General features: G+C 59.5%; 21 protein-coding genes. 9 read left to right on the forward strand and 12 right to left on the reverse strand.

The features are described 5' to 3' along the window. Positions 1-2: 2 nt before the first annotated feature. Both AA105894_RS03045 and AA105894_RS03050 read right to left on the reverse strand, forming a co-directional pair. Positions 3-953 carry an SDR family oxidoreductase gene (locus tag AA105894_RS03045; protein WP_267310435.1) on the reverse strand — a complete coding sequence of 317 codons (951 nt, stop codon included), beginning with the start codon at positions 951-953 and terminating at the stop codon, positions 3-5. Beyond that, complete coding sequence (locus tag AA105894_RS03050; protein WP_188427189.1) at positions 950-1,534, reverse strand: DedA family protein; 585 nt, start codon at positions 1,532-1,534, stop codon at positions 950-952. Before AA105894_RS03050 ends, AA105894_RS03045 begins: the two co-directional genes overlap by 4 nt. Before the next feature lie 169 nt (positions 1,535-1,703). Here AA105894_RS03050 and AA105894_RS03055 point away from each other — a divergent pair, with 169 nt between their 5' ends. After that, positions 1,704-3,593: an alpha/beta hydrolase family protein gene (locus AA105894_RS03055; RefSeq protein WP_267310436.1), complete on the forward strand. Its 1,890-nt coding sequence runs from the start codon at positions 1,704-1,706 to the stop codon at positions 3,591-3,593. 45 nt (positions 3,594-3,638) lie between these two features. Here the strand turns inward: AA105894_RS03055 and AA105894_RS03060 are convergent, their stop codons facing one another. Continuing rightward, the gene (locus tag AA105894_RS03060) at positions 3,639-4,550 is read right to left on the reverse strand and encodes a S1/P1 nuclease (protein ID WP_267310437.1); all 912 of its coding nucleotides are present in this window, start codon (positions 4,548-4,550) and stop codon (positions 3,639-3,641) included. Between the two features lie 102 nt (positions 4,551-4,652). After that, on the reverse strand, positions 4,653-5,525 hold the full coding sequence (locus tag AA105894_RS03065; protein WP_267310438.1) for an aldose 1-epimerase family protein: 873 nt from the start codon (positions 5,523-5,525) through the stop codon (positions 4,653-4,655). Positions 5,526-6,123: 598 nt separating this feature from the next. Between AA105894_RS03065 and AA105894_RS03070 the strand changes: the two genes are divergently transcribed. Further along, the gene (locus AA105894_RS03070; protein ID WP_373316710.1) at positions 6,124-8,289 is read left to right on the forward strand and encodes a TonB-dependent receptor; all 2,166 of its coding nucleotides are present in this window, start codon (positions 6,124-6,126) and stop codon (positions 8,287-8,289) included. A gap of 18 nt (positions 8,290-8,307) precedes the next feature. Here AA105894_RS03070 and AA105894_RS03075 read toward each other — a convergent pair whose 3' ends face one another. Then, positions 8,308-10,536 (reverse strand): Hint domain-containing protein, encoded by a 2,229-nt coding sequence (locus AA105894_RS03075; RefSeq protein ID WP_267310440.1) that lies wholly within the window; start codon positions 10,534-10,536, stop codon positions 8,308-8,310. Between the two features lie 299 nt (positions 10,537-10,835). Between AA105894_RS03075 and trhO the strand changes: the two genes are divergently transcribed. Beyond that, positions 10,836-11,765 (forward strand): oxygen-dependent tRNA uridine(34) hydroxylase TrhO, encoded by a 930-nt coding sequence (trhO, locus tag AA105894_RS03080; RefSeq protein ID WP_188427183.1) that lies wholly within the window; start codon positions 10,836-10,838, stop codon positions 11,763-11,765. An 88-nt stretch (positions 11,766-11,853) separates the two neighbouring features. Beyond that, positions 11,854-12,384 (forward strand): 2'-5' RNA ligase family protein, encoded by a 531-nt coding sequence (locus AA105894_RS03085; protein ID WP_267310441.1) that lies wholly within the window; start codon positions 11,854-11,856, stop codon positions 12,382-12,384. Positions 12,385-12,391: 7 nt separating this feature from the next. On the opposite strand, the gene AA105894_RS03090 is transcribed toward AA105894_RS03085, so the two are convergent. Then, entirely contained in the window at positions 12,392-13,477 is a 1,086-nt protein-coding gene (locus tag AA105894_RS03090; RefSeq protein ID WP_188427181.1) for a CorA family divalent cation transporter, read from the reverse strand. 209 nt (positions 13,478-13,686) lie between these two features. On the opposite strand from AA105894_RS03090, the gene AA105894_RS03095 reads away from it, so the two are divergent. From AA105894_RS03095 to AA105894_RS03105, 3 genes are all read left to right on the forward strand, one after another. After that, a complete protein-coding gene (locus AA105894_RS03095) occupies positions 13,687-14,058 on the forward strand; it encodes a hypothetical protein (protein ID WP_267310442.1) in 372 nt (123 codons plus the stop codon). 145 nt (positions 14,059-14,203) lie between these two features. After that, complete coding sequence (gene ahcY / locus AA105894_RS03100) at positions 14,204-15,493, forward strand: adenosylhomocysteinase (protein WP_062165552.1); 1,290 nt, start codon at positions 14,204-14,206, stop codon at positions 15,491-15,493. A gap of 138 nt (positions 15,494-15,631) precedes the next feature. Further along, positions 15,632-16,318, forward strand: coding sequence for an SCO family protein (locus tag AA105894_RS03105; RefSeq protein WP_267310443.1), 687 nt, complete (start codon positions 15,632-15,634; stop codon positions 16,316-16,318). Here AA105894_RS03105 and AA105894_RS03110 read toward each other — a convergent pair. The 3 genes from AA105894_RS03110 to AA105894_RS03120 form a co-directional block, all read right to left on the reverse strand. Then, on the reverse strand, positions 16,304-17,671 hold the full coding sequence (locus AA105894_RS03110) for a PepSY-associated TM helix domain-containing protein (protein ID WP_267310444.1): 1,368 nt from the start codon (positions 17,669-17,671) through the stop codon (positions 16,304-16,306). The genes AA105894_RS03105 and AA105894_RS03110 overlap by 15 nt on opposite strands. 11 nt (positions 17,672-17,682) lie before the next feature. Continuing rightward, entirely contained in the window at positions 17,683-19,929 is a 2,247-nt protein-coding gene (locus tag AA105894_RS03115) for a TonB-dependent receptor family protein (RefSeq protein WP_267310510.1), read from the reverse strand. A 209-nt stretch (positions 19,930-20,138) separates the two neighbouring features. After that, a complete protein-coding gene (locus tag AA105894_RS03120; protein ID WP_267310445.1) occupies positions 20,139-20,504 on the reverse strand; it encodes a hypothetical protein in 366 nt (121 codons plus the stop codon). Between the two features lie 449 nt (positions 20,505-20,953). On the opposite strand from AA105894_RS03120, the gene AA105894_RS03125 reads away from it, so the two are divergent. Continuing rightward, on the forward strand, positions 20,954-22,177 hold the full coding sequence (locus AA105894_RS03125; protein WP_267310446.1) for a glycosyltransferase family 32 protein: 1,224 nt from the start codon (positions 20,954-20,956) through the stop codon (positions 22,175-22,177). A 349-nt stretch (positions 22,178-22,526) separates the two neighbouring features. Next, positions 22,527-24,461: a M1 family metallopeptidase gene (locus AA105894_RS03130; RefSeq protein WP_267310511.1), complete on the forward strand. Its 1,935-nt coding sequence runs from the start codon at positions 22,527-22,529 to the stop codon at positions 24,459-24,461. Positions 24,462-24,497: 36 nt separating this feature from the next. On the opposite strand, the gene AA105894_RS03135 is transcribed toward AA105894_RS03130, so the two are convergent. The 3 genes from AA105894_RS03135 to AA105894_RS03145 form a co-directional block, all read right to left on the reverse strand. After that, on the reverse strand, positions 24,498-24,689 hold the full coding sequence (locus AA105894_RS03135) for a hypothetical protein (protein WP_267310447.1): 192 nt from the start codon (positions 24,687-24,689) through the stop codon (positions 24,498-24,500). 164 nt (positions 24,690-24,853) lie between these two features. Beyond that, positions 24,854-26,008: a GNAT family N-acetyltransferase gene (locus AA105894_RS03140; RefSeq protein WP_267310512.1), complete on the reverse strand. Its 1,155-nt coding sequence runs from the start codon at positions 26,006-26,008 to the stop codon at positions 24,854-24,856. 87 nt (positions 26,009-26,095) lie between these two features. After that, positions 26,096-26,560: a RidA family protein gene (locus AA105894_RS03145; RefSeq protein WP_267310448.1), complete on the reverse strand. Its 465-nt coding sequence runs from the start codon at positions 26,558-26,560 to the stop codon at positions 26,096-26,098. Positions 26,561-26,569: the final 9 nt, after the last annotated feature.

A 26,569-nucleotide genomic window follows, 5' to 3' on the forward strand; every position in this document is an offset into this window, starting at 1 on the left:
GCTCATCGAACTCTCTCCCACTCAAACCGTACACCGGTCATGTTTTCAGAAGCCTGCCAGAGCTTTTCAGCTAGGGAAAGCCCCATGGCGGAGGGGGGAAGCATGGCCGGACCGGGCGGTCCACGTCTCTCTCCAGCCCCTTGAGGACCGTAATAACCGCCATTCCGTGCGGCGGGAGAGAGCGCTGCATAGACAAACGGTGCAGCACCTGCGGTCACATCCTGCCCCATCAGGCGGAACAACACATTCCCGAGACGATCCTGGATCATGGCAAGGGCACGGCTCACAGGCGACCGGGAGATATCCAGAGCCGCACTATTGGTGATGATGGAACTGGTCGACCAGCCGGGATGCGCCGCACGCACATGGAGAGGGGCACCTGCTGCTCTGGCGCGGCGGTCGAGTTCCAGGCTGAACAGGAGATTGGCGAGCTTGCTCTGACGGTAGCGGGCAAAACGCCGGTAGCTTTCGGTAGCATTCAGATCATCGAGCGGTATCTCGCCTTTCCAGGCGGCGAGAGAGGCGACCGTAACGATACGCGCCTCACCGGCAATCAGCGATGGCAGAAGCCGGCCGCTCAGGGCGAAATGCCCCAGATGATTTGTCCCGAATTGCAGTTCGAACCCGTCCTGGGTGCTGCGGCGCTGCCGCGGCGCCATGACCCCGGCATTATTGACCAGAACATGCACGGGCTGGCCATTCATGCGGTCGGCAAAGCGCGCGATGGAGGCGAGAGAGGCCAGATCGAGCCCTTCGAAACGCAGTTTCGCACCGGGTACGGCCCTCGCGATCGTGGCAAGAGCCTCGCGCCCTTTTTCGGCGTTGCGACCGGTCACGATCACTTCTGCCCCGTTGCGCGCCAGACCGATAGAAGTAGCAAGACCCAGACCACCAGTTGCACCGGTGACGATGGCCGTTTGCCCCTGGCTGGATGGATAGACTGTCTCGCTCATGTCGCATCCTTTTCAGCTGGAGCCTCGGCCTTGGCCTCTTTCAGAGCCTCATCCGTCAGGCGCTTTTCGTTTTTCTTGAGGAAATAGAGGCTGACCCCAAGGAACAGCACGACCAGAGACCCGATACCGATGGCAAGGGGGCCGGAAAGGCTGAAAATCTCCTTGCCAAGAAAATAGGTCGCCACCGCATAGCCACCCGCCCAGACCACGCCACCGAGCGCATTATGCCAGAGGAAGGATTTCCAGGGCATGTGATTTGCCCCGGCCAGCAAGGCCACGAAGACGCGCAGAATGGCGACGAAACGCCCGACGAAAACGACCGTCCCGCCATGACGCTTGAACAGATACCGCCCCAGAAGCAGGCGCTCATGGGTCAGCCCAACCTTGCCGCCATGTTTCTGCAGCAGCTTGAAGCCGACGGAACGCCCGATCAGATAGCCGAAATTATCGCCCATGATGGCGCCGGTCACAGCCGCGACAACCACCCAGCGTATCTCGAGATGATGGGTCGTGGCCGCATAGAGCGCTGCGCCGATGATCAGACTTTCGGCGGGCAGGGGCAGACCCATGCTTTCCAGCATGACAACCACGCCAACGATGCCGTAGCCGTACTCCTTCAGCAGATGTTCCAGAAAATGCAGCAGGGCTCTTATCCTTGGTGGGCTTGGCGATAAAGAGTCCGACTTGATGCCTGAAAGCCGCTCCCAGGAAAACTCGTCAGATGGTTTCTGTCGGATTATCTTGAATCCTATGACGAATCCATCTCCGATCCCTTCCGGTTCCTGGCCCTCATGGGTCTCACCAGACCTTGTGGCGGGCCGCAGCGTCTCCCTTGCCGAGCTTCAGGCCGCCGGAGACAGGCTGTACTGGCTCGAAGGGCGACCGCAGGAAGGGGGGCGCACGGCCCTTGTCAGCGTTGAACGCAATGGAACGCCTCAGGATTTATTACCATCAACCCATGATGTGGGTTCACGCGTGCACGAATATGGCGGAGGGGCCTATCGTGTATCGCCAACGCAGCGCGTGGTGTTCAGCGATCGCAAGACCGGCGCGGTCTGGCTCAGGGAAACCGACGGTACCCTGGTCGCCCTCGCTGCCAGCACAGGCTGCACCTATGCCGAGTTCGCTTTTGACGCGGCAGAACGCGGCGTGTTCTGCGTGCGTGAAGATTCACGCGAGCCGGGCGAGGCAAAGGCTGCCGTTGTCTGGCTGGACCGTCAGACCGAGAAAGTCCTGATCGAAGGCGATGATTTCTATGCGGCCCCTCGCCCCGCACCAGACGATGCCCATCTGGCCTGGATCTCCTGGTCCCACCCGGACATGCCCTGGGATGCCACGACACTCTCGATAGCACCGCTCAGCTGGCATGACGGCGTGCCGGATTCTGGCGCTCATCGGGCTGTTTGCGGCGCAGCCACGCGATGCAGCGTGGTCGATCCTGTCTGGGAAAGCGCCCGCACGCTGCTCGCCAGCGGCGATGCAGACGGCTCCTGGCGACCCTGCCGGATTTCGATCGACCCACAACAGGCTCCGGAATGGCTACCCGACCCGAAGGGAGAAACCGGATTTCCTCATTGGGTGTTCGGTCAGCGCAGTCTGATCCCTCTGGCCGATGGACGTCTCATGGCGCAGATCGTGAACGAGGGCGTCAGCCGGATCGGTATTCTGGAAAACGGCGTGTGGACTGACCAGCCTGAACGCAATGCTGCCCAGAGTCCCGTGCCGTTCGATGGCACGCTCGCCTGGATCGATACGCCGCCAGATGCCCCCCCGGCCATCGTCATTGGCGAAGATACCAACCGGATCAGACAGGCCTTCACCTTCCCCGATGGAATAGATGCAAGCGACTGCGCGGCGCCTGTCGCGCTTACCTTCCCGTCAGAGGGAGGCCAGACCGCCCACGCGCTCTATTATGCACCAGCCAATCGTCACCACAGTCTTGCGACAAAGGAGCGCCCGCCACTCGTCGTGATGGCCCATGGCGGCCCGACGGCGCGCGCCAACGCCGCTTTCTCTTTCAAGGTGCAGTGGTGGACGAGCCATGGCTTTGCCGTGCTGGACGTCAATTATCGAGGCTCGACCGGGTTCGGCCGCGCCTATCGCGAGGCACTTGAGGGTCAATGGGGCGTCGTCGATGTGCAGGATTGCATCGCTGCCGTGCGTCATGTCATCGCACAGGGCCTTGCCGACCCGGAGCGCTGCGTCATTCGGGGCAGCAGTGCGGGCGGTCTTACGGTGCTGACGGCGCTGGCGTCATCCGATGTCTTTGCCGCCGGGTGCTCGCTTTATGGCGTGGCCGATCTGCGCGCCCTGGCCGGGGATACGCACAAGTTCGAATCCCGCTATCTCGATCGGCTGATTGGTCCCTATCCCGAGCAGGAAGCCCTGTATCTGGCGCGTTCGCCCCTCACCCATGTCTCGGAAATCACGGCGCCTGTTCTGTTCCTGCATGGCGATCTCGACAAGGTCGTCCCTCTGGCGCAGGCGCAGGCCATGCATGACGGCCTGCTGGCACTGGGCAGGCACTCTGAACTTCATGTCTATGAAGGCGAGGGCCATGGCTTTCGTCAGGAACAGACCCTGAAGGACAGCTTTGCCAGAGAACTGGCTTTCTATCAGCGGATCTTCGGCCAGCTCTGATCCTGCAAACGGGGCGTTGCCTGACAACGCCCCTCGCCCGATCCATCAGGGGGTCGGAAAGGCCGTGTTGATCAGATCTGCCAGACGCACACCTGCCTGCTGCAGACGGGTTTCGATCACCGGAAAGGCGATAGCCGTATAGGCCTCGCCGAGGTCTTTCTTCCTGCCTGCGGGCAGGGCGCCATAAGCAACATCACGGGCCAGGGCATGGCTTTCATCGGTCCATTTCACAACCGAGTCATGCACCGTTCCCGCCGAGAAATCGCCGGTCCAGAACGCAGCCTGGCCCGGCGTGATCTGGGCGTTCAGACGATCGGCTTCTTCACGCGCCCTGGTGAAATCTATGGAATAATGCGGCCCCACCACGAGATGGCGCTCATGATCCATGATGCCTTCGTCCCAGAGTGAGTGCAGGTTTTCATGCCCGTCACGATCCTGGCCGAAATACGAGACCTTCACCATGTTGCCGCCCTTGTCGTGATCGCGCTCGGCGGCGTGAAGAGGCTGGTGCAGATCGCCAGCGAGATGCACGATCCATTTCAGGGCGACCAGACGATCGGCCGGTGCCGCCTTGGGATCGGCCAGGATTTTTTCCATCTCGGGCAGTTTTTCGGTGACGCAGATATCGTTGCCGCAATCGCGCGCCATGTCATAGGTCGCAAATTTCGCGTCGGTATCGACATAATGCCAGGGCAGGGTCTGGGGCAGGCCGCCCTTGTCCTTGGGCACATGGCCGATCGTATCGGGCCATGAGGCCACCTGATCGAGTGTCTGGTGGTTTTCCAGGGCCAGAAGTCGCGTGACCTCGCTCGTCGCCTGAGGCGTCAGGCGGCTTTGTGCAATATCAGCGACAATGGCGTGGCCATAAGGCCCCCAGGCCAGGGCCTGCTCGGAAAAAGACGTGACAAGTGTGACCGTAAAAAGCGCCGAAACGGCACAAAGCGAGCGTCGGATCATGAAACCTCGGATCGGGATCAGGGGGCGAAGGGCCTGAACGTTCCACCACCCGACCGATCATGCAAGGGATGTTATGATGACAGGCGCCCTCACTGCGTGCGGTCAGTCACCGAGACGCACCGACCAGCCCGCGCACCACTGCGCACCGGGTTGCAGATGCAGCAGACCTGGTTTCTGCTCGAAGGGCCCGTCGAAATCGACAGGGCTGGCATAGCCCTGCCAGGGTTCGATGCAGAGAAAATCCGAGCCCGGCTTCATCCACAGGCCAAGCTGCTCGAAACCGTGCCAGGAAAAGACGAGCGCTTCGCCTTTATCTGCGTGAAAACGCAGGCTGCGGCTGGCTGGATTCATGAAAATCAGCGCATCGTTTTCAAAGAGGTTGTCATCAAGCTGGATTCTTGTGCCGCTGACTGGGCTTGGCCGCTCCCCTTCCGCGATAAGCCCCTCGGACAAAACGGCCAGCGATTCAGGCTCGGGCGCCTCGAAATCGATAACGTAGTCGGTCTTTTGCGTATCAGGCTGGAAAGGCCAGACAAAAGCCGGGTGCGCGCCAAGAGAGGCATGAAGCACGCTGAGACTGTCAGGATTTGCCAGATCATAGCGCAGATGCAGCCCCTCATCATCGAGGCTGTAGCTGAGCGTCAGTCTGAACGCGAAGGGGAACAAGGCGCGGCTGGTTGGGTCGTCTTCGAGCACCAGAACGCAGCCGGTCGGCGTCCGCTCGACCCAGCGAAAGACACGATCGCGGGCAAAACCGTGCTGGGTGAGGGTATAATCCAGCCCATCGATCAGGGCATGATTATCGAGCAGGCGACCCACAATCGGAAAGAGTACCGGCGAATGACGTGGCCAGGCACCACCACTCCAGATCAGTTCGCGCCCCGTTTCATCGCATAACGAGCACAGCTCTGCCCCCAGGGCGGCAACCCGTGCCGTGTATCGCCCATTGCTGAAACTATGGCTTTCAGACGTCATCAACGCGCTCCTTCGACCAGAATTTTTCTCTTTGCGGCCAGGTGGGCCACAGAGACGGCGTTCCCTCGACCTTCCCCAAAACGCCCCCCAGATCAAGAGACTGTTTCGTGAGCCCTGACCGTGGGGCCAACCAGGTGGTGCCGGAAAAGCCGGCTTGCGCGTGCCACATACCCGCATGCGAGTGCGCTCGACGCTTCAGATCTTACGAGCCTGTTTTTCCTTGGATTTATTTGGCACTGACAGCCCATTTCTCTTTCGCAGACACGAGAACCGACGTGACAGATAGGAATATTCCAGTGTTTCATTTTTAACACTTGCGAAATTAACAAACACATTTCGCAACAAATCAATTGAGACTCAGTCGCGCTTTCATTATGAAGTTGCGAAATTCTCGCAACATCACGGAGCATCGCGCCACATGCGTTCCCCTACGCGCAAATCCCTGTCTCTTCTCCCGATGCTGACCGGTCTCGTCCTGGGCGCAACTCACACCCATGCCGCCACGAATGATGTCGATGCCCGAAAGGACAAGAAGCCCCAACGTCAGCGCAAGGAAGAAAAACGCGACAGGGACAAGTCCGATGAACAGATCACGGTCATGGGGAACGGCTTCAACACGCTGAAAGACCCGATTGGCCTTTCGCGCATGCCGCAAGACGCGCTGCATACGCCGCAGCAGATCAATATCGTGCCGCAGATGCTGATGAAGCAGCAGAACGTGAAATCTGTTGATGAAGCCCTGCGCAACGTGCCCGGTGTGACGTCTTCGATTGGCGAAGGCGCGGGCGGCATGAATGGCGACCAGTTTCTCATCCGCGGCTTTCAGGCCCAGAACGATATCTACCAGGACGGTCTGCGCGATTTCGGCGTCTATAGCCGCGATGCGTTCAACCTCGAGACGATCTCGGTCATCAAGGGGCCGTCATCTGAGGTGTTCGGTAACGGCACGACGGGCGGCGCCATCAACATGGTGACCAAGACACCGACCCTGACCGATCATTATGGCGCTGAATTCAATGGCGGTTCGGGCTCGTATTATCGCGGCGTACTCGACGTCAACAAGAAGCTCGACGACCATACGGCGCTTCGCATCACCGGCATGGGCAACGAGAATAATATTGTCGGTCGCGACTTCCTCTATTCGCATCGCTGGGGCATCGCACCTTCGATCGCTTTCGGGCTCGGCAACCGCGCCACGCTCGTGCTGCAATATATGCATCAGCAGGAGAATTCGATCCCCGATTTCGGTGTGCCTGTCGTCACGCCGCCGGGCGCCAAGATTGGCGGTCCGATTACAGAATACGGTATTCGGCGGACCAATTTCTACGGCACGAACAACGACCAGAACGCCACCAACGACAATATGGAAACGGCGCGTTTCTCCTACAAACTCAACGACCACATCAAATTCTACGATGATCTGCGTGGCGGCCAGTTCTACCGGACCTTCGCAGCCTCGAAGGCGACCTGCGACGCGACCTGCGTCAATAATTACTTCCTGGGCAACCCGGCTTCGGCGCTCGTCGCGCGCTCTGGCCCCAGTGGCGCGGGCAATGGCAAAGGACCAGGCACCACTATGGCGCCCCTGCCCTATCAGCAGACAAGCTGGTCGGTTCAGAATGTCGGCTCGATGGTCGCCGATTTCCGCACGGGCTTCCTGAAGCATCAGATCGTGACCGGCTTCGATCTCGAACGCGTCAATGACGTGCGCTCGCAATCGACCTATCTCAAGGCCAAGCCCTATGCCTCTCTGGTCAACCCGGACCCCTATGTTGGCAATCTGCAGTTGGTACCGGGCGACCTGAACCCCGCTGGTCTGGTCTCGCTCGGTGCGCTGGGCGCCAAGTCGCATTCCAATGGCTATGGCTTTGACACGGGCCTGTTCTTCTATGACCAGATCTGGCTGACCAACTGGCTGTCGGTAAAGGGCGGCTTCCGCTGGGATCGCTGGCAGACCAGCTATAATCTGACGGGCGGCAACGTGAAGACCAACCCCGACATCCATTACCATCAGGTCAGCAGCGTCTTTAATCCCAATGTCAGCCTTGTCGGCACGCCGGACGAGCATCAGACCTATTATTTCACCTGGGCGACCTCGACCACGCCGAGCGGCATGTATGTGACCAATGGCTCCGTGCCGATCCGCCCCGGCACCAACTCCTTCGCCAGCCCGGAAAAGGCCACGCTCTATGAAGTGGGTGCGAAATACAGCGCTTTTCATGACCGTATGGGCTTTACGGCCTCGCTGTTCCGTCTGGAAAAGAACAACGCCATCAATGCCGACCCGGTTACGGGCCAGGTGCTGGGCTCAAGCGACAAGCAGCGCAATCAGGGTCTCGAACTCTCTGTCAGCGGCATGATCATGCGTGGGTGGAATGTCTCGGCTACCTACGCCTTGTATGACAGCGACACTCTGGCCTCCGATACCGCAGCAGCCGTGGGCAAGCAGGTGCAGTATGTGCCGCATAACCAGGCAACGCTGTGGTCTGTGTACGAAGCTTTCCCGAATACTCCCTATAACGTCTCGTTCGGTGGCGGCATGACCTGGCGTCAGCAGGTCTGGCTGAACACGACCAATACGCTGCGCGTGCCGGCCAATCTCGATTTCGATGCGGTTGTCTCGCATCGTCTCGGCAAGCACTGGAAGCTCGCCCTGAACGGATACAATCTGGCAAACCGTCTGAATTATCAGAGCCTTTTCTCGAACCGTGCCACCCCTTCCGGCGGCCGTACCTTCCTGGGGCAGATCAGCATGAGCTACTGATCCTGCCTGAAGGAAATGTCAGGCGCGACGCAGCGCCTGAGCATAGTCTTCGTCGTCGACACTTCCGTAATAAGCGGTTTCTGCCGGAAAGCGCGGTTTGAGGTATGGGCCGGCAGCATCAATCCTGAGCGCGAGAAGAGTCACCCCTCCCGGACGGCGCTCAGGCAGAGACAAGGCGGCGTTGCCATTTGTCCAGCGTCTGCCGCACGGCTCGAGATTATTCCAGCCATTCTGGCCAGCATTATTGAGCGCGCCCGGCAGATTGACTGTTTCCCAGCTGTCAAAAAGCGTGATCGCTCCCACCAGAACGCCGAGGCGCCGTCTGTCATCGACATAAGGCGCAATAGCGTCACTGGGGCGACTTGTGTTGGAGACGATACGCACGTCACGGGCGTTGTCCGGCAGAACGAAAACATAGTGACCGTCTCTGGATCGACTGCGTCCAATCCACTCACCTGCTTCTGTAACGATATAGAGGTCCGGATCGAGCGTCGTCTCCAGTTGAGTGCCATCACGGGTCTGCACATCATTAAGCGCAGCACGGGCCACTACACGCTCGAAGATCGGCTCAACGAACGCGCGGTCAGTCCTCAGTTGGGCGGCGGCGGCGATATGCCAGTCCAGTGTTCGCGCACCCAGAACATGCACCGCTCCGGTCTGCCGGAAAGACTGGCGCTTGCCGGTATCCAGATAGCTTTCGCTCCAGACGCCGTCAGCCATGATCACCGAGTGATGCTCTGTTTCGATGTGATAATACTCGTATTCACTGAAGGTTCGATCATAGAAAATAGAGCTTCCATTGACCAACATGCGGACGGGAACGAACGCATCATCCAGAAAAAGGCAGTGTTCTGAAGTGATAAGCATGTCCTTGAAGGGCAGGCTCTCTCCGAGAGCATCTTTCAGTATCCTGACGGGATAACCAGAAAGATCACTCGGCAGATCAGGCCGGATTATCGCGGATGCTTTTCCGGCCCAGATCACCTCGCGTTCCTCGGTCACTCCCCCTACACGGGCCAGAACCTTGTCACCGATCTCGATATCCTCAACCGCGACCATCCCCTTATGGGTTTCGATGAGTGTCCCAGCCAGAAAGCAGGGGGCCGGGTCTGTCGTGCTTACGGTACCGCCAGATACCAGAAGCTGGCCGCCATTCTGAATTAATGTCGGGTCGGTAATCGACGCACCAGAGGACACGCGCACAACGAAACTGCCCGCACCCGCCGATCCGATATAGGGAGAGATGATACTCGCGCCACTATAGATATAGGCATCCGAATACCCATCGGCCCCCGACCCACTATTGACATAGGTATCATTTATGGATTGCGCACCTGATGAGAGATAGACAACATTCGAATTGAGGACATTGCTCGAAAGCGTCGCGCCACTCATGGCTGAGACGTAGCCGTTGAGTAGGAGAGAATTCTCCAGAGTCCCACCGCCCATGACCGATACTGTCGCCACACTGCCACTGATGGTGACGCCAGAAACGGTTGCGCCACTTGAAATGGTCAGTGTCGATATTGCCGAAAAGGTTACGGCACCAGTCGCAGAGACATTGCCACTGACATAATAGGTGACTTTGTTGATCGATACAGCTGACCATGTTCCACCGCTGAGAACCACCGCACTCTGCGGCGGAACATACACATAGGCGCTGCCACTGCCGTAAGAGGTAGCCATCGACAGAACGCTGCCAGCACCCGTGTTGATGTCAGAGGCTGTAGCGCCGGAAGACACATACGCACTGGCGCCAGAACCCAATGTCAGCCCCGACACCGTTGCACCTGAAAATGCCGACAGAGCCAGCCCTGCTACAGCGCCATCACTCATGGTGGCACCCACCAGAGAAGCGCCCGAACTTACATAGACATAGGCGTTCGTATCTGTCCCTGATCCACTATTGACGAAGAGATCATTGACCGAACTCCCGCCTGAAGACAGGGTGACCTCGGTGGAGTTGAGGGTATTCCCAGAGACCACTCCCCCGTTCGCTACGCGCAGGTAACCGTTCAGCTCGTAAGAGGAGACCATGGTTCCGCCATTCAGAACGGAAACCGTTGGGACGCCACCTGTAACAGTTGCCCCCGACACGACGGCACCGCTGGAAACGGTGAGAGTCCCGATATTCGACAGCGTTACGGCACCTGTGGCAGACACTGAGCCGCTCACATACCAGGTCGCACCATTTTTGTATGTCGCAGTCCAGTTACCACCGCTGAGAACTGTCACCGATGTTGCCATTTGAGCCTCCCCGACCCGCTCATCCTAAGGCCATAACCGTTAAAGTTTTGTGATAAGGCGGCATGTGATAACTTAACCGGGGAACTACAATTAAATTTCGCTCATTTTTCATTAAATTAATGATGAAATTTACCGATTGGGTGATTTTCAGTCAAATATCATTAATATCTCGTTCGCGGGAAGGGCATCCCGAAATACGATCAAAAACCCGCATGGCTCGACCATTCATGATGGAAGCCGAGCATCTTCCTGCGCTATGACCCCCCCGAATAGCTCTTGAGGTTACCGGGAATTCTATCATGCCGCAGCATTCCATCTGCATTGCAGCCCTTTACCGTTTTACGTGTTTTGCAGATCCTGTCGGGCTGCGCGCTCCCCTGCTGGATGCCTGCACCAGTTTTGGCATTCGGGGTACGCTGCTTCTGGCGCGCGAGGGTATCAACGGGACAATTGCCGGCACTCCCGAGGGCATAGACGCCATTCTTGCCCATATTCGCACATTGCCTGGCTGCGATGCGCTGGAGTGGAAGCTGTCCTATGATGTTTCCATGCCCTTCAATCGCATGAAGGTACGTCTGAAGCGTGAGATCGTGACCATGGGACAGCCTGATATCGATCCGCTTGCCGGTGTCGGCCATTACGTGCCTGCCGCCGACTGGAACGCGCTGATTTCAGACCCCGATACGATCCTGATCGACACGCGCAATGACTATGAGGTGGCTGTCGGCACCTTCAAGGGCGCCATCGACCCCGATATCCAGAGCTTTCGTCAGTTCCCCGAGTGGTTTCGTGCCCGCCGCGCGGCTCTTGAAGCGGAGGGGCGCAAGCCGAAAATCGCCATGTTCTGCACTGGCGGCATACGCTGCGAAAAATCGACCGCCTTCGCGCTCTCCGAAGGCGTGGAAGACGTCTATCATCTCAAGGGCGGCATTCTGAAATATCTCGAAGACGTGCCGGAATCCGAAAGCCTGTGGGAAGGCGAATGCTTCGTCTTCGACCAGCGCGTCACCGTGCGTCATGGCCTCGAACCCGGTGCCTATGATCTGTGCCATGCCTGCCGCCGCCCGGTTTCCGCAGAGGACAAGCTGTCAGATCTCTATGTCGAAGGCGTCCAGTGCCCTGCCTGCGCTGCCGAACGCACAGATGAACAGCGCGCCCGTTATGCCGCCCGCCAGCATCAGGAAGACCTCGCCCGCGCCCGTGGCACGCATCATATCGGCGGGGAGTGAGCGCGCCGACCTCTTCGCCTTTTCCTCATGCAACCATAGCTGCGGCTGAACCGCTCTGGCTCCCACCCGGGCGGAGAGAGGAGAAACCGTGCACGAACCCAGCGAAGCGCCATTGATCATGACGCTCGAATTAGCGCCGGAAGAGCAGGCTTGGGCGCAGGCGCAGCGCGACCTGTATTTTCCACGCGAGCGGAATATCGTGCCTGCCCATGTCACCCTGTTTCATGCCTTGCCCGCGGAGTATCTGACGCAGGTTCAGACCCTCATGAGACAGCCATGCCCGGCCCCTCTCGTAACGATCGGCGCGCCTTATCTGCTGGGAAAAGGCGTGGCGTATCGCCTCTCGAGCCCGGAGGGCGCGGCAATACGCGCGTCGTTCTGCGCGCTCATACCTAAAGACAGAATGACAAGGCAGGATCAGGCGCCATGGCGACCGCATCTGACCGTACAGAACAAGGTGTCACCAGAGCAGGCGCGCGACCTGCATCACCGGCTGCTGGCCGAACCGATGCGGGAGGCCCATCCTGCCGCAGCCCTGACCTTGTGGCGCTATCTGCGCGGCCCCTGGGAGCAGATCGAACGGGCGGCTTTCACACCCGGTCGGGACCATTCGGCCTGAAACCAGCCTAGAGCAGGCGGGCGAGCTTCAGGAACACCCAGGTCAGGATCATGGCGATAAAGCACACGGCACCTGCCTCGAGTGTGCCGAGCTGCCCGCTGGCCAGATACATGCCGCCCGTATTCATGCCGAAAAATCCGGTCACGAGCGTCGCGGGAAACATGAGAATGGTGGCAGCAGTCAGAATATAGAGACGCCGGTTCGTCTCTTCGGCCTGGGAGGAGCCCAGTTCGTCCTGAAGCGAGCGTGCGCGATCAAGAAGCGCGATCATGTCGTCCAGCGCCGCATGAACCTGACGCTCGGTACGATCACGCAGCTCGTCTTCGGCCCATTCCGGCAGTTCGAGATCCTCGTCACGCAACACACGGTCGATCGGGGTTACGACGCGACGTAGTTCGGTTGCGCGACGACGGCCCTTACCGACAATACCACCAAGATGACCCAGGTCGGTGCGACGCTCGATCAGAAGCAGCGCGTCTTCGGCACGGTCGAGTTCGTCATCGAGCTTGCCGATCTGACGACGCACACTGCCGGTAAATTCGCGCAGGGCACGATCGATCACCCCAGCGGGGCTGCGCGGAATGGAGTCTGCCCGCAGCGTGCGAAACGCCGCCCCCAGAACCGGTATCGGGTTGCGTCGTGTCGTGATGAGCAGATCGGGGCGCATGGCAAAGCGCCAGGCGCAGATATCGCGATCCTCTTCCGAAACGGCATCGTCAAAAGCAGGGAGCGCGCCCCATACGAGACCGGGAAGGGCCTCCAGCATGACGCCATATTCGGTTTCGGCCAGCATGGCGCTGACGTCCTCCGGCAGGCAGGGCAGGGTGGCTACATGCTGTCGGGCCGAGCTGTGCACGGTGTCGAAATGCAGCCAGGCCCAGCTTTCCGAAGGTTTGGGATAATTCGAGGGTGGCGTGCGATCATTGAGCAGGCTCTCGATCTCATGCGGCTCGAGCGGCACAGGATCTTCACCCGGCCTCGCCCTGATGGCCCAGACCAGCCCGTTGGCAATGCCGTGAGGCAATACGCCGTTCGGCTTCATGTCCTGGCCTGCGACGACTGAGAACGGCAGCTGCGAGCGTGTGTTGGACATGCCATCCTCCATCGTGAGGGATCGGAAGCGCAAGCTGGGCGCCGCTCGCTCTCTCGCATGTGTGCCCGAGACAGGCAACCGGTTTCAAACCTTAATCTTGTGACGAGGAAACCGGAACGCCGCCGGTTTGTTACCAGTTCGTCCAGATGTCCCGCAAAACGAAGAACCCGGCCCGACATCCCTACCCCGTTTTCCGACAGGAGCCTGTCATGAAACACGCATTCAAAGCCGTCCTGACCGCATCCGCCCTGCTTGCGGCCCCTGCTCTCGTTTCAGCCCCTGCCTTCGCCCAGGCGACGACGGCTACCGACAGCGATCAGGCCCCATCAGCCCAGAAGGCCGAAACGCTCAAGAACCAGTCGACCCACATCCATAACCCGACCGAACAGAACAAGACATTCAAGAACCAGGCAAGCGAGCAGCCCGATCCGAAGACACCGAGCGCCCCCGATGCGACGGTCGTCCCCACGGGCGAAACCTCGGACAAGATGCCCATCTCGTCACCCCAGCACGAGCAGGCCTCCAAGCACAAACACAGCATGAAGGGCATGAAAATGTCCGACAAATCGGCCCAGCAATAAGCAGCCGATAGCGTCCGTTCCGCCTTACCGGGCCTGAATCAGGCGCCCGCCCTCATGGGGTCGGGCGCTTTTTTCTTGTGCGCTGGCCCAAAGCCGGAACTCGCATTATACAAATGCCCCTCATCAGAGAAACAAGGGTTTCAGAATGACCGATTACAAGGTGCGCGACATCGCCCTGGCCGAATGGGGCCGCAAGGAGATTTCCATTGCCGAAGGCGAAATGCCCGGCCTGATGGCGCTCCGTGAGGAATATGGCGCCAGCCAGCCGCTCAAGGGCGCGCGCATCGCTGGCTGTCTGCACATGACCATCCAGACCGCCGTGCTGATCGAGACGCTGACGGCTCTCGGCGCGACCGTGCGCTGGTCGTCCTGCAACATCTTCTCGACCCAGGACCAGGCTGCTGCCGCCATCGCCGCGACCGGCGTGCCGGTTTTCGCCTGGAAGGGCCTGAGCGAGGAAGAGTTCTGGTGGTGCATCGAGCAGACCATCAAGGGTCCCGATGGCTGGACGCCGAACATGATCCTCGATGACGGCGGCGACCTGACCGTGCTGATGCACGACAAGTACCCTGAGATGCTGAACGACGTGCGCGGCCTGTCCGAAGAGACGACCACGGGCGTGCATCGCCTGTGGGAAATGGCAAAGAAGGGCACGCTGAAGGTTCCGGCCATCAACGTGAATGACAGCGTCACCAAGTCGAAATTCGACAATCTCTATGGATGCCGCGAGAGCCTGGTGGACGCCATCCGCCGTGGCACCGACGTCATGATGGCTGGCAAGGTTGCCGTGGTTGCCGGTTATGGCGACGTGGGCAAGGGCTCTGCCGCCTCGCTGCGCAACGCAGGCTGCCGCGTGCTCGTGACCGAAGTCGATCCGATCTGCGCCCTGCAGGCCGCAATGGAAGGCTATGAGGTCGTGACGATGGAAGCCGCTGCACCGCGTGGCGACATCTTCGTGACCTGCACGGGCAATGTCGACATCATCACCGTCGAGCATATGCGCGAGATGAAGCACCGCGCCATCGTGTGCAATATCGGCCATTTCGACAGCGAAATTCAGGTTGAGGCGCTGCGCAACTACAAGTGGGACAACGTCAAGCCGCAGGTGGACGAGATCGAGTTCCCTGACGGCAAGCGCATCATCCTGCTGTCTGAAGGCCGCCTCGTGAACCTTGGCAACGCCACGGGTCATCCGTCCTTCGTCATGTCGGCTTCCTTCACCAACCAGACCCTGGCCCAGATCGAACTCTGGACGGCCAAGCCCGGCCAGTACGACGTCAAGGTCTACACCCTGCCGAAGAAGCTGGACGAGAAGGTGGCAGCGCTGCATCTTGCCAAGGTCGGCGCCGAGCTGAGCAAGATGAGCGACAAGCAGGCCGATTACATCGGTGTGCCGGTTGCCGGTCCGTTCAAGCACGAAGAATACCGCTACTAAAAGAGGCGCGCAGGGTTCCACCCTGCAAACCGCCAGAGGGTCATTGCCCTCTGGAAACCCTCTTGCAGGGATGAAAGGGGTTCGCCCCTTTCCGGGGAGCGGGGCAGAGCCCCGCCTCCTTCCACAAGGGAGACGCGCATGGCCCGAAAACGCTCCGCCGCCAGACCCTCCCGCTCCAGACAGCCCGCATCCCGACATTCTGCACGCCGTCTCTGGATCGTGCCCGCGCTTGTCCTGGCCGGTCTGTTTGCTGGCGCCATCGGGCTTCAGACGCTTCTTGCGCATCGGCAGAGCGCGCCGATTGGTGGCCCCTACACCCTGATCGACAGCGAGAACCGGCCAACTACCGAAGCGCGCTTTGCCGGGCAGCAGACCCTGATCTATTTCGGCTATACGCATTGCCTCGATGTCTGCCCGCTGACACTGGCTACCGTTGCGCAGGCCTATACGCTTCTGCCCCCAGACAGACGCCCCCCTGTCCCGCTCTTCATCACGCTCGACCCCGAGCGTGACCGGCCGGAAGATGTCGCCCGCTATACAAGGCATTTCTCACCCGATATTGTCGGCCTCACCGGTACACCTGCCCAGATAGAGGCCGTGGCCCGGGGATTTCACGTCACCTCCCATATCACGATGCCCGCCATGAACGGATCCGATCCGGATCACACCATGATGGCGGGTGAGCAGAAGGGCGATTACCGCATCGACCATTCTTCAGTGCTTTATCTGATGGACGGCCAGAACCATCTGCAGGCGATACTGCCCGCTGATTCCAGCCCGGCCCTCGTTGCGCGTAATCTCATGCCCTATCTATCGAAGCGCTGAAAAACGCCGCCCGAACATGGCATTCGCCAGCACAAGCAGAAGCAGTGACGCCCCAAGCTCCGGCAGCAGAATACCCAGAACGACCATGACGACCAAAGCCGCAGCCCCGACAGGGCGTGGTGATACTCTGGGGGCGTCCAGATGACCGGGGCGGCGTCGCTTCAGCCAGATAACGAGCGCAGCCACACTCGCCAGGGTCAGAACAAACGCAACGAGCAGATTGAGCGCGAGGTTGAGCACGCCAAAGAGATGCCCCTCATGAAAGGCCACGCCATAACCGATGAGGCGATCTGAAAAAGTCTTGTCGGCAAAGCGCGCTATATGCGTAACGGCGCCTCCTGCCGTTACGCTCGCCTCGATACGTCTGGGGCGGTTTTGCGCGTCAGAGCGTATGTGCCACTCGCCCCCGGCTGATGCGGGTGGTGTCACAAGCACCGGTGCGGGAAAGGCAAGATGCTGCGCGGTCACGAAAACCGCATCCAGACCGGAATGGCTTGCCCTCTCAGTCTGACGACCAGAATCTGAACCGTTTCCTCCGCCCCCATCCATGCTGGCCATCTCAGCATCAGACATGCCGGGCATCGCCGCATGGCCCGAAAGCGTTGCCGCGATGGGAACAGCCCCTATCTCCCAATCCTGTATCGCCACAAGCCTGCCGATGCGGCTTTCGACAGCCGAAAATGCGGAGCCCCAGACAAACGACCAGGGCAGACCCGACACCAGAAACAAGACCAGCACTAGAGAGACCCACATCCCCCCGACAGCGTGGAGATCGCGCCAGAACGGGCGCCCGACCAGACGAAGCCTCGGCACGAAACTGCCCTGCGCCCCACCCCCACGCGGCCACCAGAGCAGCAGCCCCGTCACCACGAGAACGATAGTCCATGAGGCCACCATCTCCATGATCACCGAGCCCCAATTGCCTATCAGCAATTGCCCGTGGAGCCGGAACACCAGACGCTCGAACCGTGTCTGCTCATCGCGACAGGCCAGCACCCTGAGCGTGACCGGGTCGATATAGACGCGTGCGACATCGGCACCATGCGCCACGAGAACACGCGTTGCCTGCTTTTTGCGAGAGGGCATTTCCAGTGCCAGGAAATGTCCCCCCTCCACGGCGGCGAGAGCAGCATCGCGCTGGGCACTGACGCTTCGTGGCAGCCCGTCCGAAACCGCATGATCGATATCGCGATCCAAAAAGGTCTCGATCTGCGGCTTGAACAGATAGAGCGAGCCGGTCACGCAGAGCATGATCACGAAAGGCAGGCAGAAAAGCCCGGCAAAGAAATGCCACCGCCAGAGTGTGGTGCGGTCTGGCCACAGGACATGACTGCGACTGGAAAAAAAAGCCATGATATCTTCCCTCAGAACCGTACCCGTACACCGCCGAAAAAGGCGCGTGGGCTACCCGCATAGATCGAGCCTGTCTTTGTCGCGAGCATCGCGGCCCCGGCCTGCTGCCCGTTGGCCAGAAGCGTATCGCTGATGGTCGTCGCACCGGCGGCATAGACAGTGTTGGCGACATTCTGCACTTCGAGATAGCTGTGCAGACGATGCACCCAGCCCAGCCGTGCCGGTGGGTCGTAATGCACCTCCAGATTAAGCAGACCGTAGCCGGGGATTTTGAGCAGATTGGCATTGTCGATGTAGAAGGCGCTGCGCCATGTCACTTCGGCAAACCCACCCAGCCCCTCGAAAATCCCTGAGGGCTGGTCATAGAGCACGCGCGCATTCAGGAAATGCGGCATGACCCCTGGGATGAGATTACCCTTGCGCGAAAAGCTGCGCGACAGCGTGCTGTTCGACAGGATTTCGGCATAATTCGTGTAGATCTGGTTGTCATAGGTATAGGACAGACGCAGCTTCGCCCCAGGCAGGGACCGGGGCAAGGCTTGCCATGTGACAGCGAGTTCCACACCGCGATGCTGGGACGCGGGGGCGTTGAAGGTGTAGCTGCCCGCCTGGGTGTTCACCCCGGCCGACTGGCTGACCAGTTCGTTCCTGTAAAACTCATAGAACCCGGTCGCCTGCACATTGACTGACGGCGAGGGGTGCCATTCTGTTCCAAGATCGATGCCAAGGCTGCTCTGGCTCTTGAGCTGGGTGTTGTTCCCGTAATTGCCCTGCGGCGTCACAAAGAAGCTGGAATAGCCCGGCGTGGCATAGGCAGTGCCCAGTCGCGCATGCCATGTCCAGGCCTTGTCAGGCGCAAAGACGACAGATGCTTCGGGCGCGAGATTGAAGAAACGCCTGTTAGCCGTGATGTATTGCGCGCGCGTGCCCGTGGCAGCGTGACTGAAGACGGTCTGCACGGCTCCAATATCGGATTGCGTGCCCCCCAATCCGATCACGACATGCCATTTTGGTGCGAACTGCCAGTCTTCCTCAAAACGCAGGCCGATATTCCATTGATGGCCATAAGAGGTCGATGTCTGGCTGCCACGTGTCGCACCGGGCTGTGGCAGCAAGGCGTATACCTGATAGCCGTAATCCATATAGTCGAAATTCGCCCCGACAAAGCTCGTGAGCGGTGTCGTGCCCAGCTTGTCGTGACGGGTCAGATCAGTCTGAACATTGTAGGAATTGAACGGCCCGACAAAGGAGGTCGTCGAGGTTGGCTGCTCGACATGACGCTGGTCATACGTGAACTGCGTGCGCCAGAACATCCGCGGCGTGAAATCATGCTCCCAGCGCAGCCCGACGATACTGCGCCGGTCAAACCGCCCCAGATTGGCCTGTTGAGGCGTTACCGCCGTCTGCGCGCCATAAGCGCCATTGCGATAGAGCGAGACTGTACCACATCCGGCGGCGGCACCAGCGGCGGTGGCACAACCCTGCTGATAGGGGTTGAGGCGATACTGGCTGAGAGACAGACGCAACGGCAGAGAGGCATCGGTCACATTGTTGATGAATTTCAGTACCAGACGATCTTTCGACGACAGGGACACACGCAGACGCATGTTTTCAGTCGAGGTCGCATACTGGCTGTTGGCGATGAAGCCATCGCTGCGCACATCACTCGCAAACAGCATGAAATCATAGACGCGATTGCCCGCACCAAGCGTCATGTAATTATTGAACATGCCAAAGCTGCCGAAGTCGGATCCGAGTTCGAGCCCGTGGATCGAAGCGCCGCTGCGTGTGCGGAAGTTGATCGCCCCGTTGATGGCGTAATTGCCATAGAGGGTCGAGGCCGGGCCCTGAAAGACATCGACCCCTTCATAGGCATGAGGGTCGATCAGATCGGCACGCGCCGTACCGTCAGGCTGCGTGACGGGAAATCCGTCTTCCGAAACCTGCAGGTTGCGCAACCCGTAGGATTGACGCGCCCCTGACCCGCGTATGGAAACGACGGTATCTCGCGGGCCATTGCCCTGCAGGAAACTCGCCCCGGGCACAGTCACCAGCATGTCGGCCACGCTTTGCGCGACGTGACCGGCAAAATCCTTGCGCTCGGCGCTATAGCTTGTCTGCCCTGTAGGCGAGAGGGTCGCCGGGCCGCGGGCCTGCCCTGTAACCTGAATGGTCTCGCTGGCTACAAGGCGCTCCTTTTCGTGTGCATTGCGCTTTTGAGGCAGGGGCGTCTGCGATGACTGAACGGGGCGCTGCATGGGGGCGCCATGGCGATGCAGCGTCGGCAAAGACGCGTTTTGTGCAGCAAAGGCAGGAAGACTGCCGAGACCGAGAAAAGCAGGAAGCGTGCGTCCACAGCGGCGCACAGTCCGTAAGAACAGGGACATGATGAGATAACCTGACCGGGAAAAAGGTCATGACCAGGCGAGCGCGTTCAGGCGCAGCCTTTGTCATGAAGCGGCGTGTGTCAGGTTGAGACGGGTGGTCCTTGCGGTGATCGGCTGTCACGCGCGGGCTCCGGAGGGCCACGCACGGGAGGGAAAAACCAGAACCCCACAGAATAGACAAAAAGCACGATACCGCGCTGTGGCGCCATCAGGGCCAGGGCAGGCCCCGATATGTCTGCGCCGGGGGAAAGCAGCATGGCCCCGTCAGACAGGGTCGTGTCATGCTGTCTGTGGTCAGGATCAACAGGCGAGGGCGTCTCGCAAAGAACAGAGAGCGCTGCGAGAGTGCCCAGCGGGTCATCGGTTGCCACACCGGTCTGAGGAGGCGTGCCTGCCAGACGAACCATCAGGGCGAGCGCAGTCAGCAGCAGGAATGCCGCCCTCATGCCACCCGTTCGCCCCATTGCTCTCATGCTCTGATTCACTAGGCGATGAAGACAGCTTTGCCCATAGGGCGTCAGGAAATCGCGTCACTACCGTGTTCGATCAACCCCGGAGTGCGGCACATGCGCTGACAAGATCAAGCCGGAACAAGCATTTGTTTGCGCAAATTTCTATCGCGACAAACATATTGATGAACGGAGTCAAGTAATATTGATGGTGCGTAACAAGGTGATGCAGCGCCGGAATTCCAGACAGGCAAACCAGTCAATACGATGGGACACTTGAGCTAATGCAGAATATTTCCCGATATGTGGAAAAAACATATATTATGATGTCAGAAATAAAATGATAACATACTCCATTACTGATGACCATCAATGAATGGACATCTGGATACAGATATGAGATAGGTTACTGACGCGATTATCACAGAAGCGGGAAATTAAGGGCAATGGACAGCGAAAATCCGGGATCAGATCCTGCTCTGGTCGATATCGATGCGTGGGATGAACTGAGAGCCGAAGAAGCACCGCAGCAGGAAGCCGCGGCTTCGCTCCCGAGTGCGCTCGCTGGCCTTGACGCGCTGACCGATGACGATTTTGCCCATGAGGCGCAAGCCATCGCCTTTTATCGGCAGAATGGCTGCTCGACACTCATGCAGGCCTTTACCCTCGCGAATATCCTGCATACCAATTTCTGTGTGAAAGAAGCTTCGCGCTTCTATCGCATCGCCTATGAGTTCCATTCGAAAAACCCTGGCGAATACCCCCTGGCGCAGTCGCTCCTGCAGGCCCGCCTGCTATGCCTGATGAAAGCGGGCATGGAGCTGCCCGACGATGAGATTGCTGAATTGCAAACTCTCGCTCCACTCTATGCCAATTTCATCAGGGGCGTTCATCTGGCCTGGCGTGGCGGAGACCCGGCGGGCGCCATGCGCCTGACGGCCAATACCTTTGAGGAATTCCATACAGGCGAGGAAATCGACCAGCTTTATCTCGGCTTCGCTCTTCAGGCCGGCTTTCCTTTCACAAAGGGATGCAGCGAGCACCGCGTCATCCCCAATCAGCTTTTCCTCTACTGGGACCAGAACCCTCCCGAAGAGATCCGCGCCAATTTCGACTTCCATCGTCAGATCTCCGGGCTCAATGTCCGCATCTTCGACAAGCCGGAGGCAGAACAATGGCTCTACGACGTCTATGGCGTCGAAGCGCGTTCGCTCTTCCTGTCTGCCCGCCATCCGGCCGAGGCAGCCGATATCCTGCGCGTTCATGTCATCCAGGCGCTTGGCGGCTGGTGGCTTGATGCCGATATCCGCCTGCGTGATGACCAGGCCATCCAGTTCATGCTCGACCAGAAGGAAGAGAATGTCCTGTTCCTGACCCAGAACAAGTTTGTCCATAACGACTTCTACGGATCGATCCCCCAGAGCCCGCTTCTCAGTGAGTGCCTGCTGAACATCTACCGCAACAGCTACCTGCATACGGGGTTGTTTATCTCGTACAAGACCGGACCCGGCGTGTTCAATCGCGCCGTGAACCGCCTGATTCATCGCGATGTTTCCGGCATCGCCCCCATGGCACCGACCAGCGTGCATGACCATCACGTGTTCAGCCGCCTGATCGAAGAATTCGATACGCCCTACAAGTATCAGATCAAGCACTGGCAGGCCGTCTGAGCCATCGCCGGACGCGTAACACACACCAGAACGGCTTCTGCCCATGCCTCGTCCTGTCTGACCTGGCATGGAGCGCCATGAATCCTCTGTGACGTTTCTACTCCCCGAACATCAACCCGACGACGCGCATCCGATCCCACGGGTCCGACGGTACACCCGGTTCCCTACGTAAGACGCCCCCAGGGGAAAAGCACCTTGTGCGATGGGATCGAAAATGAAACGATTGGCAGGAGTGTTTCTTCATCCTGATCAATAGGGCTTTCTGCCTATGCGTTCGTTTTTCCCGTTTCTTGGTCTGGCATTGTGTCTGGAGCCCGCCCTGGCGGCGCGCCCGGCCCCCAGCCAGAACATGCCGCTCTCGATGCGTCCGGTTTTCGATACGCTGGTCCTGCCTGACGCACCCGATATCTGGCGTAGCGGTTCTGGCCGCCCCGGCTCGGCCTACTGGCAGAACCGCGCCGATTATCGCATCGAGTCCCGCATCGATACGGCCAGCCATGTCCTGACCGGCACCGAGACGATCACCTATACCAATAACAGCCCCGATGCGCTCGACGTGCTCTGGCTGCAACTCGACCAGAACCTCTATCGCAAGGATTCCCGCTCCTGGGTGGCCTTCCCTGACTGGCATCCGGCCAGTTCGGACGGCTATGCCATCGAGCGTGTGACACTCGAGACGAACGGCGTGGAAAAACCCGTTCCGTTCCGGATTTCCGATACCCGCATGCAGGTAAGCCTGCCCGTGCCCCTCGCAGCCTCAGGGCATGCCCTGAAGCTGCATGTCACCTGGCATCATACCATTCCCGGTGAGTGGGGCGGCCGCACGGCCGTTACCCCGGTCAAGGATGGAGCAATTTTCGAAGTCGCCCAGTGGTATCCGCGTCTTTGCGTCTATGACGATCTGCGTGGCTGGGACACGCTTCCCTATCTGGGGCAGGAATTCTATCTCGAATACGGCAGCATCGACTATGCCGTGACCGTGCCCTGGAACTTTACCGTGGTCGGCTCGGGCGCACTCACCAATCCGCAGGACGTGCTGACCACCACCGAACGGGCGCGTCTCGCCGATGCGGCAAAGAGCGACAAACGCGTGTTGATCCGCACCCCACAGGATGTGCTCGACCCCAATTCCCATCTGGCGCATTCAGGTGAGAAGACCTGGCGCTTCCATATGGAGAATACGCGCGACGTCGCTTTCGCCGCATCGCCGGCTTTCGTCTGGGACGCTGCCAAACTCGATCTACCCGCCCTGCCGGTTGCCAAAGGCCAGAAGCCGCAGCCCCGCCTCGCCATGTCGGTCTATCCGCGTGAGGGTGCAGGCCCGCAGGCCTGGGACCGTTCGACCGAATACGTCAAACACGCCATCGAGTATTTCTCGTCGCAATGGTACCCCTACCCGTGGCCAAATGCCGTCAATCTGGGCGGCCATGGCGCGGGCATGGAATATCCGGGCATCGTTTTCGATGGCTGGCAGGACAAGAATGACGTCCTGTTCTGGATCACCACGCATGAGCTGGGTCATGGCTGGTTTCCAATGATCGTCGGCAGCAACGAGCGCCGTCACGCCTTCATGGATGAAGGATTCAACACCTTCATCGACGCCTATGCCTCACAGCACTTCAATCATGGGGAATATGCCCCCAAGAAAGACGCGGAGTTCGCCCCCGAGACCGGCGATCCGGCAAAGGATATCGTTCCCGTTCTGACAGCGTCGGATGCTCCCACCCTGATGATGCCCGCCGAGCTGGTGCCAGAGAAATATCGCCACAAGGTAACCTATTTCAAAGGCGCCTATGGGCTGATGCTGCTGCGTGAGCAAATTCTCGGTCCAGACCGTTTCGATGCGGCCTTCCGGGCCTATATCCGCGCCTGGGCCTTCAAACACCCGACCCCGTCCGATTTCTTCCGCTTCATGTCGAGCGAAGCGGGCGAGGATCTGACCTGGTTCTGGCGTGGCTGGTATTTTGAGAACTGGTGGCCGCAATATCGTCTGGATGGTTTCAGCCAGAGCAATGCCAAATCGGGAGAGGAAAGCACGATCAGCATCGGCGTACGCAACGAGGGCAAGCTGATGATGCCGGTGATGCTGCGCATCACCTGGCAGGATGGTTCCAGAACCGAGCGGGTCATCCCCACTGAAGCCTGGATGCTACATGACAGGCTGAATCTCACATTCCCAGATCATGGTGCCGTCAAGACGATCGCACTCGATCCCGATCAGGGTCTGCCCATACCTGACCGGAAGGGGCTCACGATCACGCCGACAGCCACCAGCCACCCATGATCCCTGCTCCTCCTGCCTTCGGCAGGAGGAAGCGCGTCACCCGGCGATGGACTCGACGCGCTCACCCCAGCCTGCAGAGGTGACGAGGCCTGCGGCCTCGTTGCGCTCGGCGGAATCGAAACCGAAAAAAAGCTGTGCCTCGGCCCAGGCGGGCGATGGCTGTGCCGCATGGCTCTGCGCGAGCAGGCGGGCGAGATCGGCGGCACCGGTCGAAAGATATCTGATCATTCAGTCTGACCCTCACGACTGCACCCCCGACCCGATCACTCCATCAGGCAGGCAAGGCGCATGAAAACAACGATCCCAAAGGCCTGAAGGCCGTTTGGAAAGACGCGGAGAGCGCCCCCGCGTGCTGACGATGCGATCAGCCTATATGATAGTGAGAGTCGTTCTCAACAACTATTTTTGTGATGATAGGGCGAGAAAGAGGCAAGTGCTTCTTTCTCCTGTAAAATCGCCTCTCGCTCTTCTTCAAGAAACGGCCTGACAGCCCGGGCGAGTGCCGGGTCGCGTATGAAATGGCTGGAATAGGTCAGACTCGGCAGATAGCCGCGCTGGATCTTGTGTTCGCCCTGCGCACCAGCCTCGACCCGGGCCAGCCCCTCGGCAATGGCAAAATCGATGGCCTGATAATAGCACAGCTCGAAATGCAGAAAGGGCCAGTCGCCCTCGCAGCCCCAGTTACGACCATAGAGCGTATCGCGCCCGGCGAGATTGAGCGCCGCCGCAACAGGCATCCCGTCATGCAGGGCCTGCATCAGTACCACACGCTCGCCAAGCCGCTCTGACAAGCCCCTGAAAAACTGGCGCGTGAGATAGGCCTGCCCCCATTTGCGGTCGATCGTGGCCTGATAGAAAGTGTAGAACCTGTCCCAATCCCGCGCCGTGATTTCGGGTCCGCGCAGTGTACGAAATGTCAGACCGCAGCCTTGTGCCTCGCGTCTCTCGCGCCTGATGGCCTTACGCTTGCGCGATGCGAGCGCCTCGAGAAACTGCTCGAAATCGGCATAGCCTTGGTTATGCCAGTGATATTGCAGACCGATACGTTTCATCCAGCCATGACCAGCAAGCACATCCTGCTCGGCCTCGGTGCAGAAACTCATATGGACGGAAGACAGCCCCAGCTCCTGACAGGCCTGGCGCAGCGCATCGCCGAAAACACCCGCGATCGTATCCTGCGCCAGCTGGGCAGGGTCGATCAGAAGCCGTTTTCCACTGACAGGAGAAAAAGGAACGGCAATCTGCAACTTGGGGTAGTATTGCCCCCCGGCCTGTTCATAGGCACGCGCCCAGCTCTGGTCGAATACATATTCCCCGTAGGAATGCCCCTTGAGGAAGAGAGGGGCCACAGCCACCAGAACGGTGCCGTCATGCAGGGCCGCATAACGCGGCAGCCAGCCCGTTCTGGCACCGACAGAGCCGCTTTCCTCGAGGGCCAGAAAGAAGGCATGGCTGAGAAAGGGATTATCATCCCCGGCACAGCGATCCCACGCTGTGGCACCAATTTCGGTAATGGAAGCATGAAGCGTCAGGGACCAGTCCGTCATGCTGGGCATGTGGGCTGTCACTGAGATCGAATCAACCGCAAGCCGGACGGTTGCGGTTGAAAAACGACCAGGTCTCGCGCTGTGAGATCAGGCGATCTCGATCAGTGCTTCGACCTCGACAGGAGCATCGAGCGGCAGGGAGGGCACACCGATCGTCGAGCGGGCATGACGACCGGCATCACCGAACACGGCGACCACCAGATCGGAGGCACCATTCATGACGGTGGCGTGCTGTGTGAAGTCAGGCGTGCATGCAATGAAGCCGCCCAGACGCACGATGCGCTTGACCTTCGACAGATCGCCCAGCTCGGCCTGGACCTGCGCCAGAACGTTCAACAGACAGAGTTCGGCGCATTCGCGCCCCAGTTCGGGAGACACATCCTCTCCCAGCTTTCCTGTCGCCTTGAGCGTGCCACCCGACAAGGGCAATTGCCCTGACACGACGAGAAGCGAACCCGTGCGTGCTACAGGCACATAGGTGGCGACTGGTGCCGCCGCCTTGGGCAGATGAAGGCCGAGCGCCGCGAGGCGCATGGACGGTGTTTCAGACATGGACCAGTC

The sequence above is a fragment of the Asaia spathodeae NBRC 105894 genome (genome assembly GCF_025994195.1).
In the GTDB taxonomy this organism is placed as follows: domain Bacteria; phylum Pseudomonadota; class Alphaproteobacteria; order Acetobacterales; family Acetobacteraceae; genus Asaia; species Asaia siamensis.

Excerpts from the sequence above, each read along its gene's own strand:
- AA105894_RS03045 (WP_267310435.1), bottom strand. The coding sequence starts at position 953 with ATGAGCGAGACAGTCTATCCATCCAGCCAGGGGCAAACGGCCATCGTC.
- AA105894_RS03050 (WP_188427189.1), bottom strand. The coding sequence starts at position 1,534 with ATGCTGGAAAGCATGGGTCTGCCCCTGCCCGCCGAAAGTCTGATCATC.
- AA105894_RS03055 (WP_267310436.1), top strand. The coding sequence starts at position 1,704 with ATGACGAATCCATCTCCGATCCCTTCCGGTTCCTGGCCCTCATGGGTC.
- AA105894_RS03060 (WP_267310437.1), bottom strand. The coding sequence starts at position 4,550 with ATGATCCGACGCTCGCTTTGTGCCGTTTCGGCGCTTTTTACGGTCACA.
- AA105894_RS03065 (WP_267310438.1), bottom strand. The coding sequence starts at position 5,525 with ATGACGTCTGAAAGCCATAGTTTCAGCAATGGGCGATACACGGCACGG.
- AA105894_RS03070 (WP_373316710.1), top strand. The coding sequence starts at position 6,124 with ATGGGGAACGGCTTCAACACGCTGAAAGACCCGATTGGCCTTTCGCGC.
- AA105894_RS03075 (WP_267310440.1), bottom strand. The coding sequence starts at position 10,536 with ATGGCAACATCGGTGACAGTTCTCAGCGGTGGTAACTGGACTGCGACA.
- trhO (WP_188427183.1), top strand. The coding sequence starts at position 10,836 with ATGCCGCAGCATTCCATCTGCATTGCAGCCCTTTACCGTTTTACGTGT.
- AA105894_RS03090 (WP_188427181.1), bottom strand. The coding sequence starts at position 13,477 with ATGTCCAACACACGCTCGCAGCTGCCGTTCTCAGTCGTCGCAGGCCAG.
- AA105894_RS03095 (WP_267310442.1), top strand. The coding sequence starts at position 13,687 with ATGAAACACGCATTCAAAGCCGTCCTGACCGCATCCGCCCTGCTTGCG.
- ahcY (WP_062165552.1), top strand. The coding sequence starts at position 14,204 with ATGACCGATTACAAGGTGCGCGACATCGCCCTGGCCGAATGGGGCCGC.
- AA105894_RS03105 (WP_267310443.1), top strand. The coding sequence starts at position 15,632 with ATGGCCCGAAAACGCTCCGCCGCCAGACCCTCCCGCTCCAGACAGCCC.
- AA105894_RS03110 (WP_267310444.1), bottom strand. The coding sequence starts at position 17,671 with ATGGCTTTTTTTTCCAGTCGCAGTCATGTCCTGTGGCCAGACCGCACC.
- AA105894_RS03115 (WP_267310510.1), bottom strand. The coding sequence starts at position 19,929 with ATGCAGCGCCCCGTTCAGTCATCGCAGACGCCCCTGCCTCAAAAGCGC.
- AA105894_RS03120 (WP_267310445.1), bottom strand. The coding sequence starts at position 20,504 with ATGAGGGCGGCATTCCTGCTGCTGACTGCGCTCGCCCTGATGGTTCGT.
- AA105894_RS03125 (WP_267310446.1), top strand. The coding sequence starts at position 20,954 with ATGGACAGCGAAAATCCGGGATCAGATCCTGCTCTGGTCGATATCGAT.
- AA105894_RS03130 (WP_267310511.1), top strand. The coding sequence starts at position 22,527 with ATGCCGCTCTCGATGCGTCCGGTTTTCGATACGCTGGTCCTGCCTGAC.
- AA105894_RS03135 (WP_267310447.1), bottom strand. The coding sequence starts at position 24,689 with ATGATCAGATATCTTTCGACCGGTGCCGCCGATCTCGCCCGCCTGCTC.
- AA105894_RS03140 (WP_267310512.1), bottom strand. The coding sequence starts at position 26,008 with ATGACGGACTGGTCCCTGACGCTTCATGCTTCCATTACCGAAATTGGT.
- AA105894_RS03145 (WP_267310448.1), bottom strand. The coding sequence starts at position 26,560 with ATGTCTGAAACACCGTCCATGCGCCTCGCGGCGCTCGGCCTTCATCTG.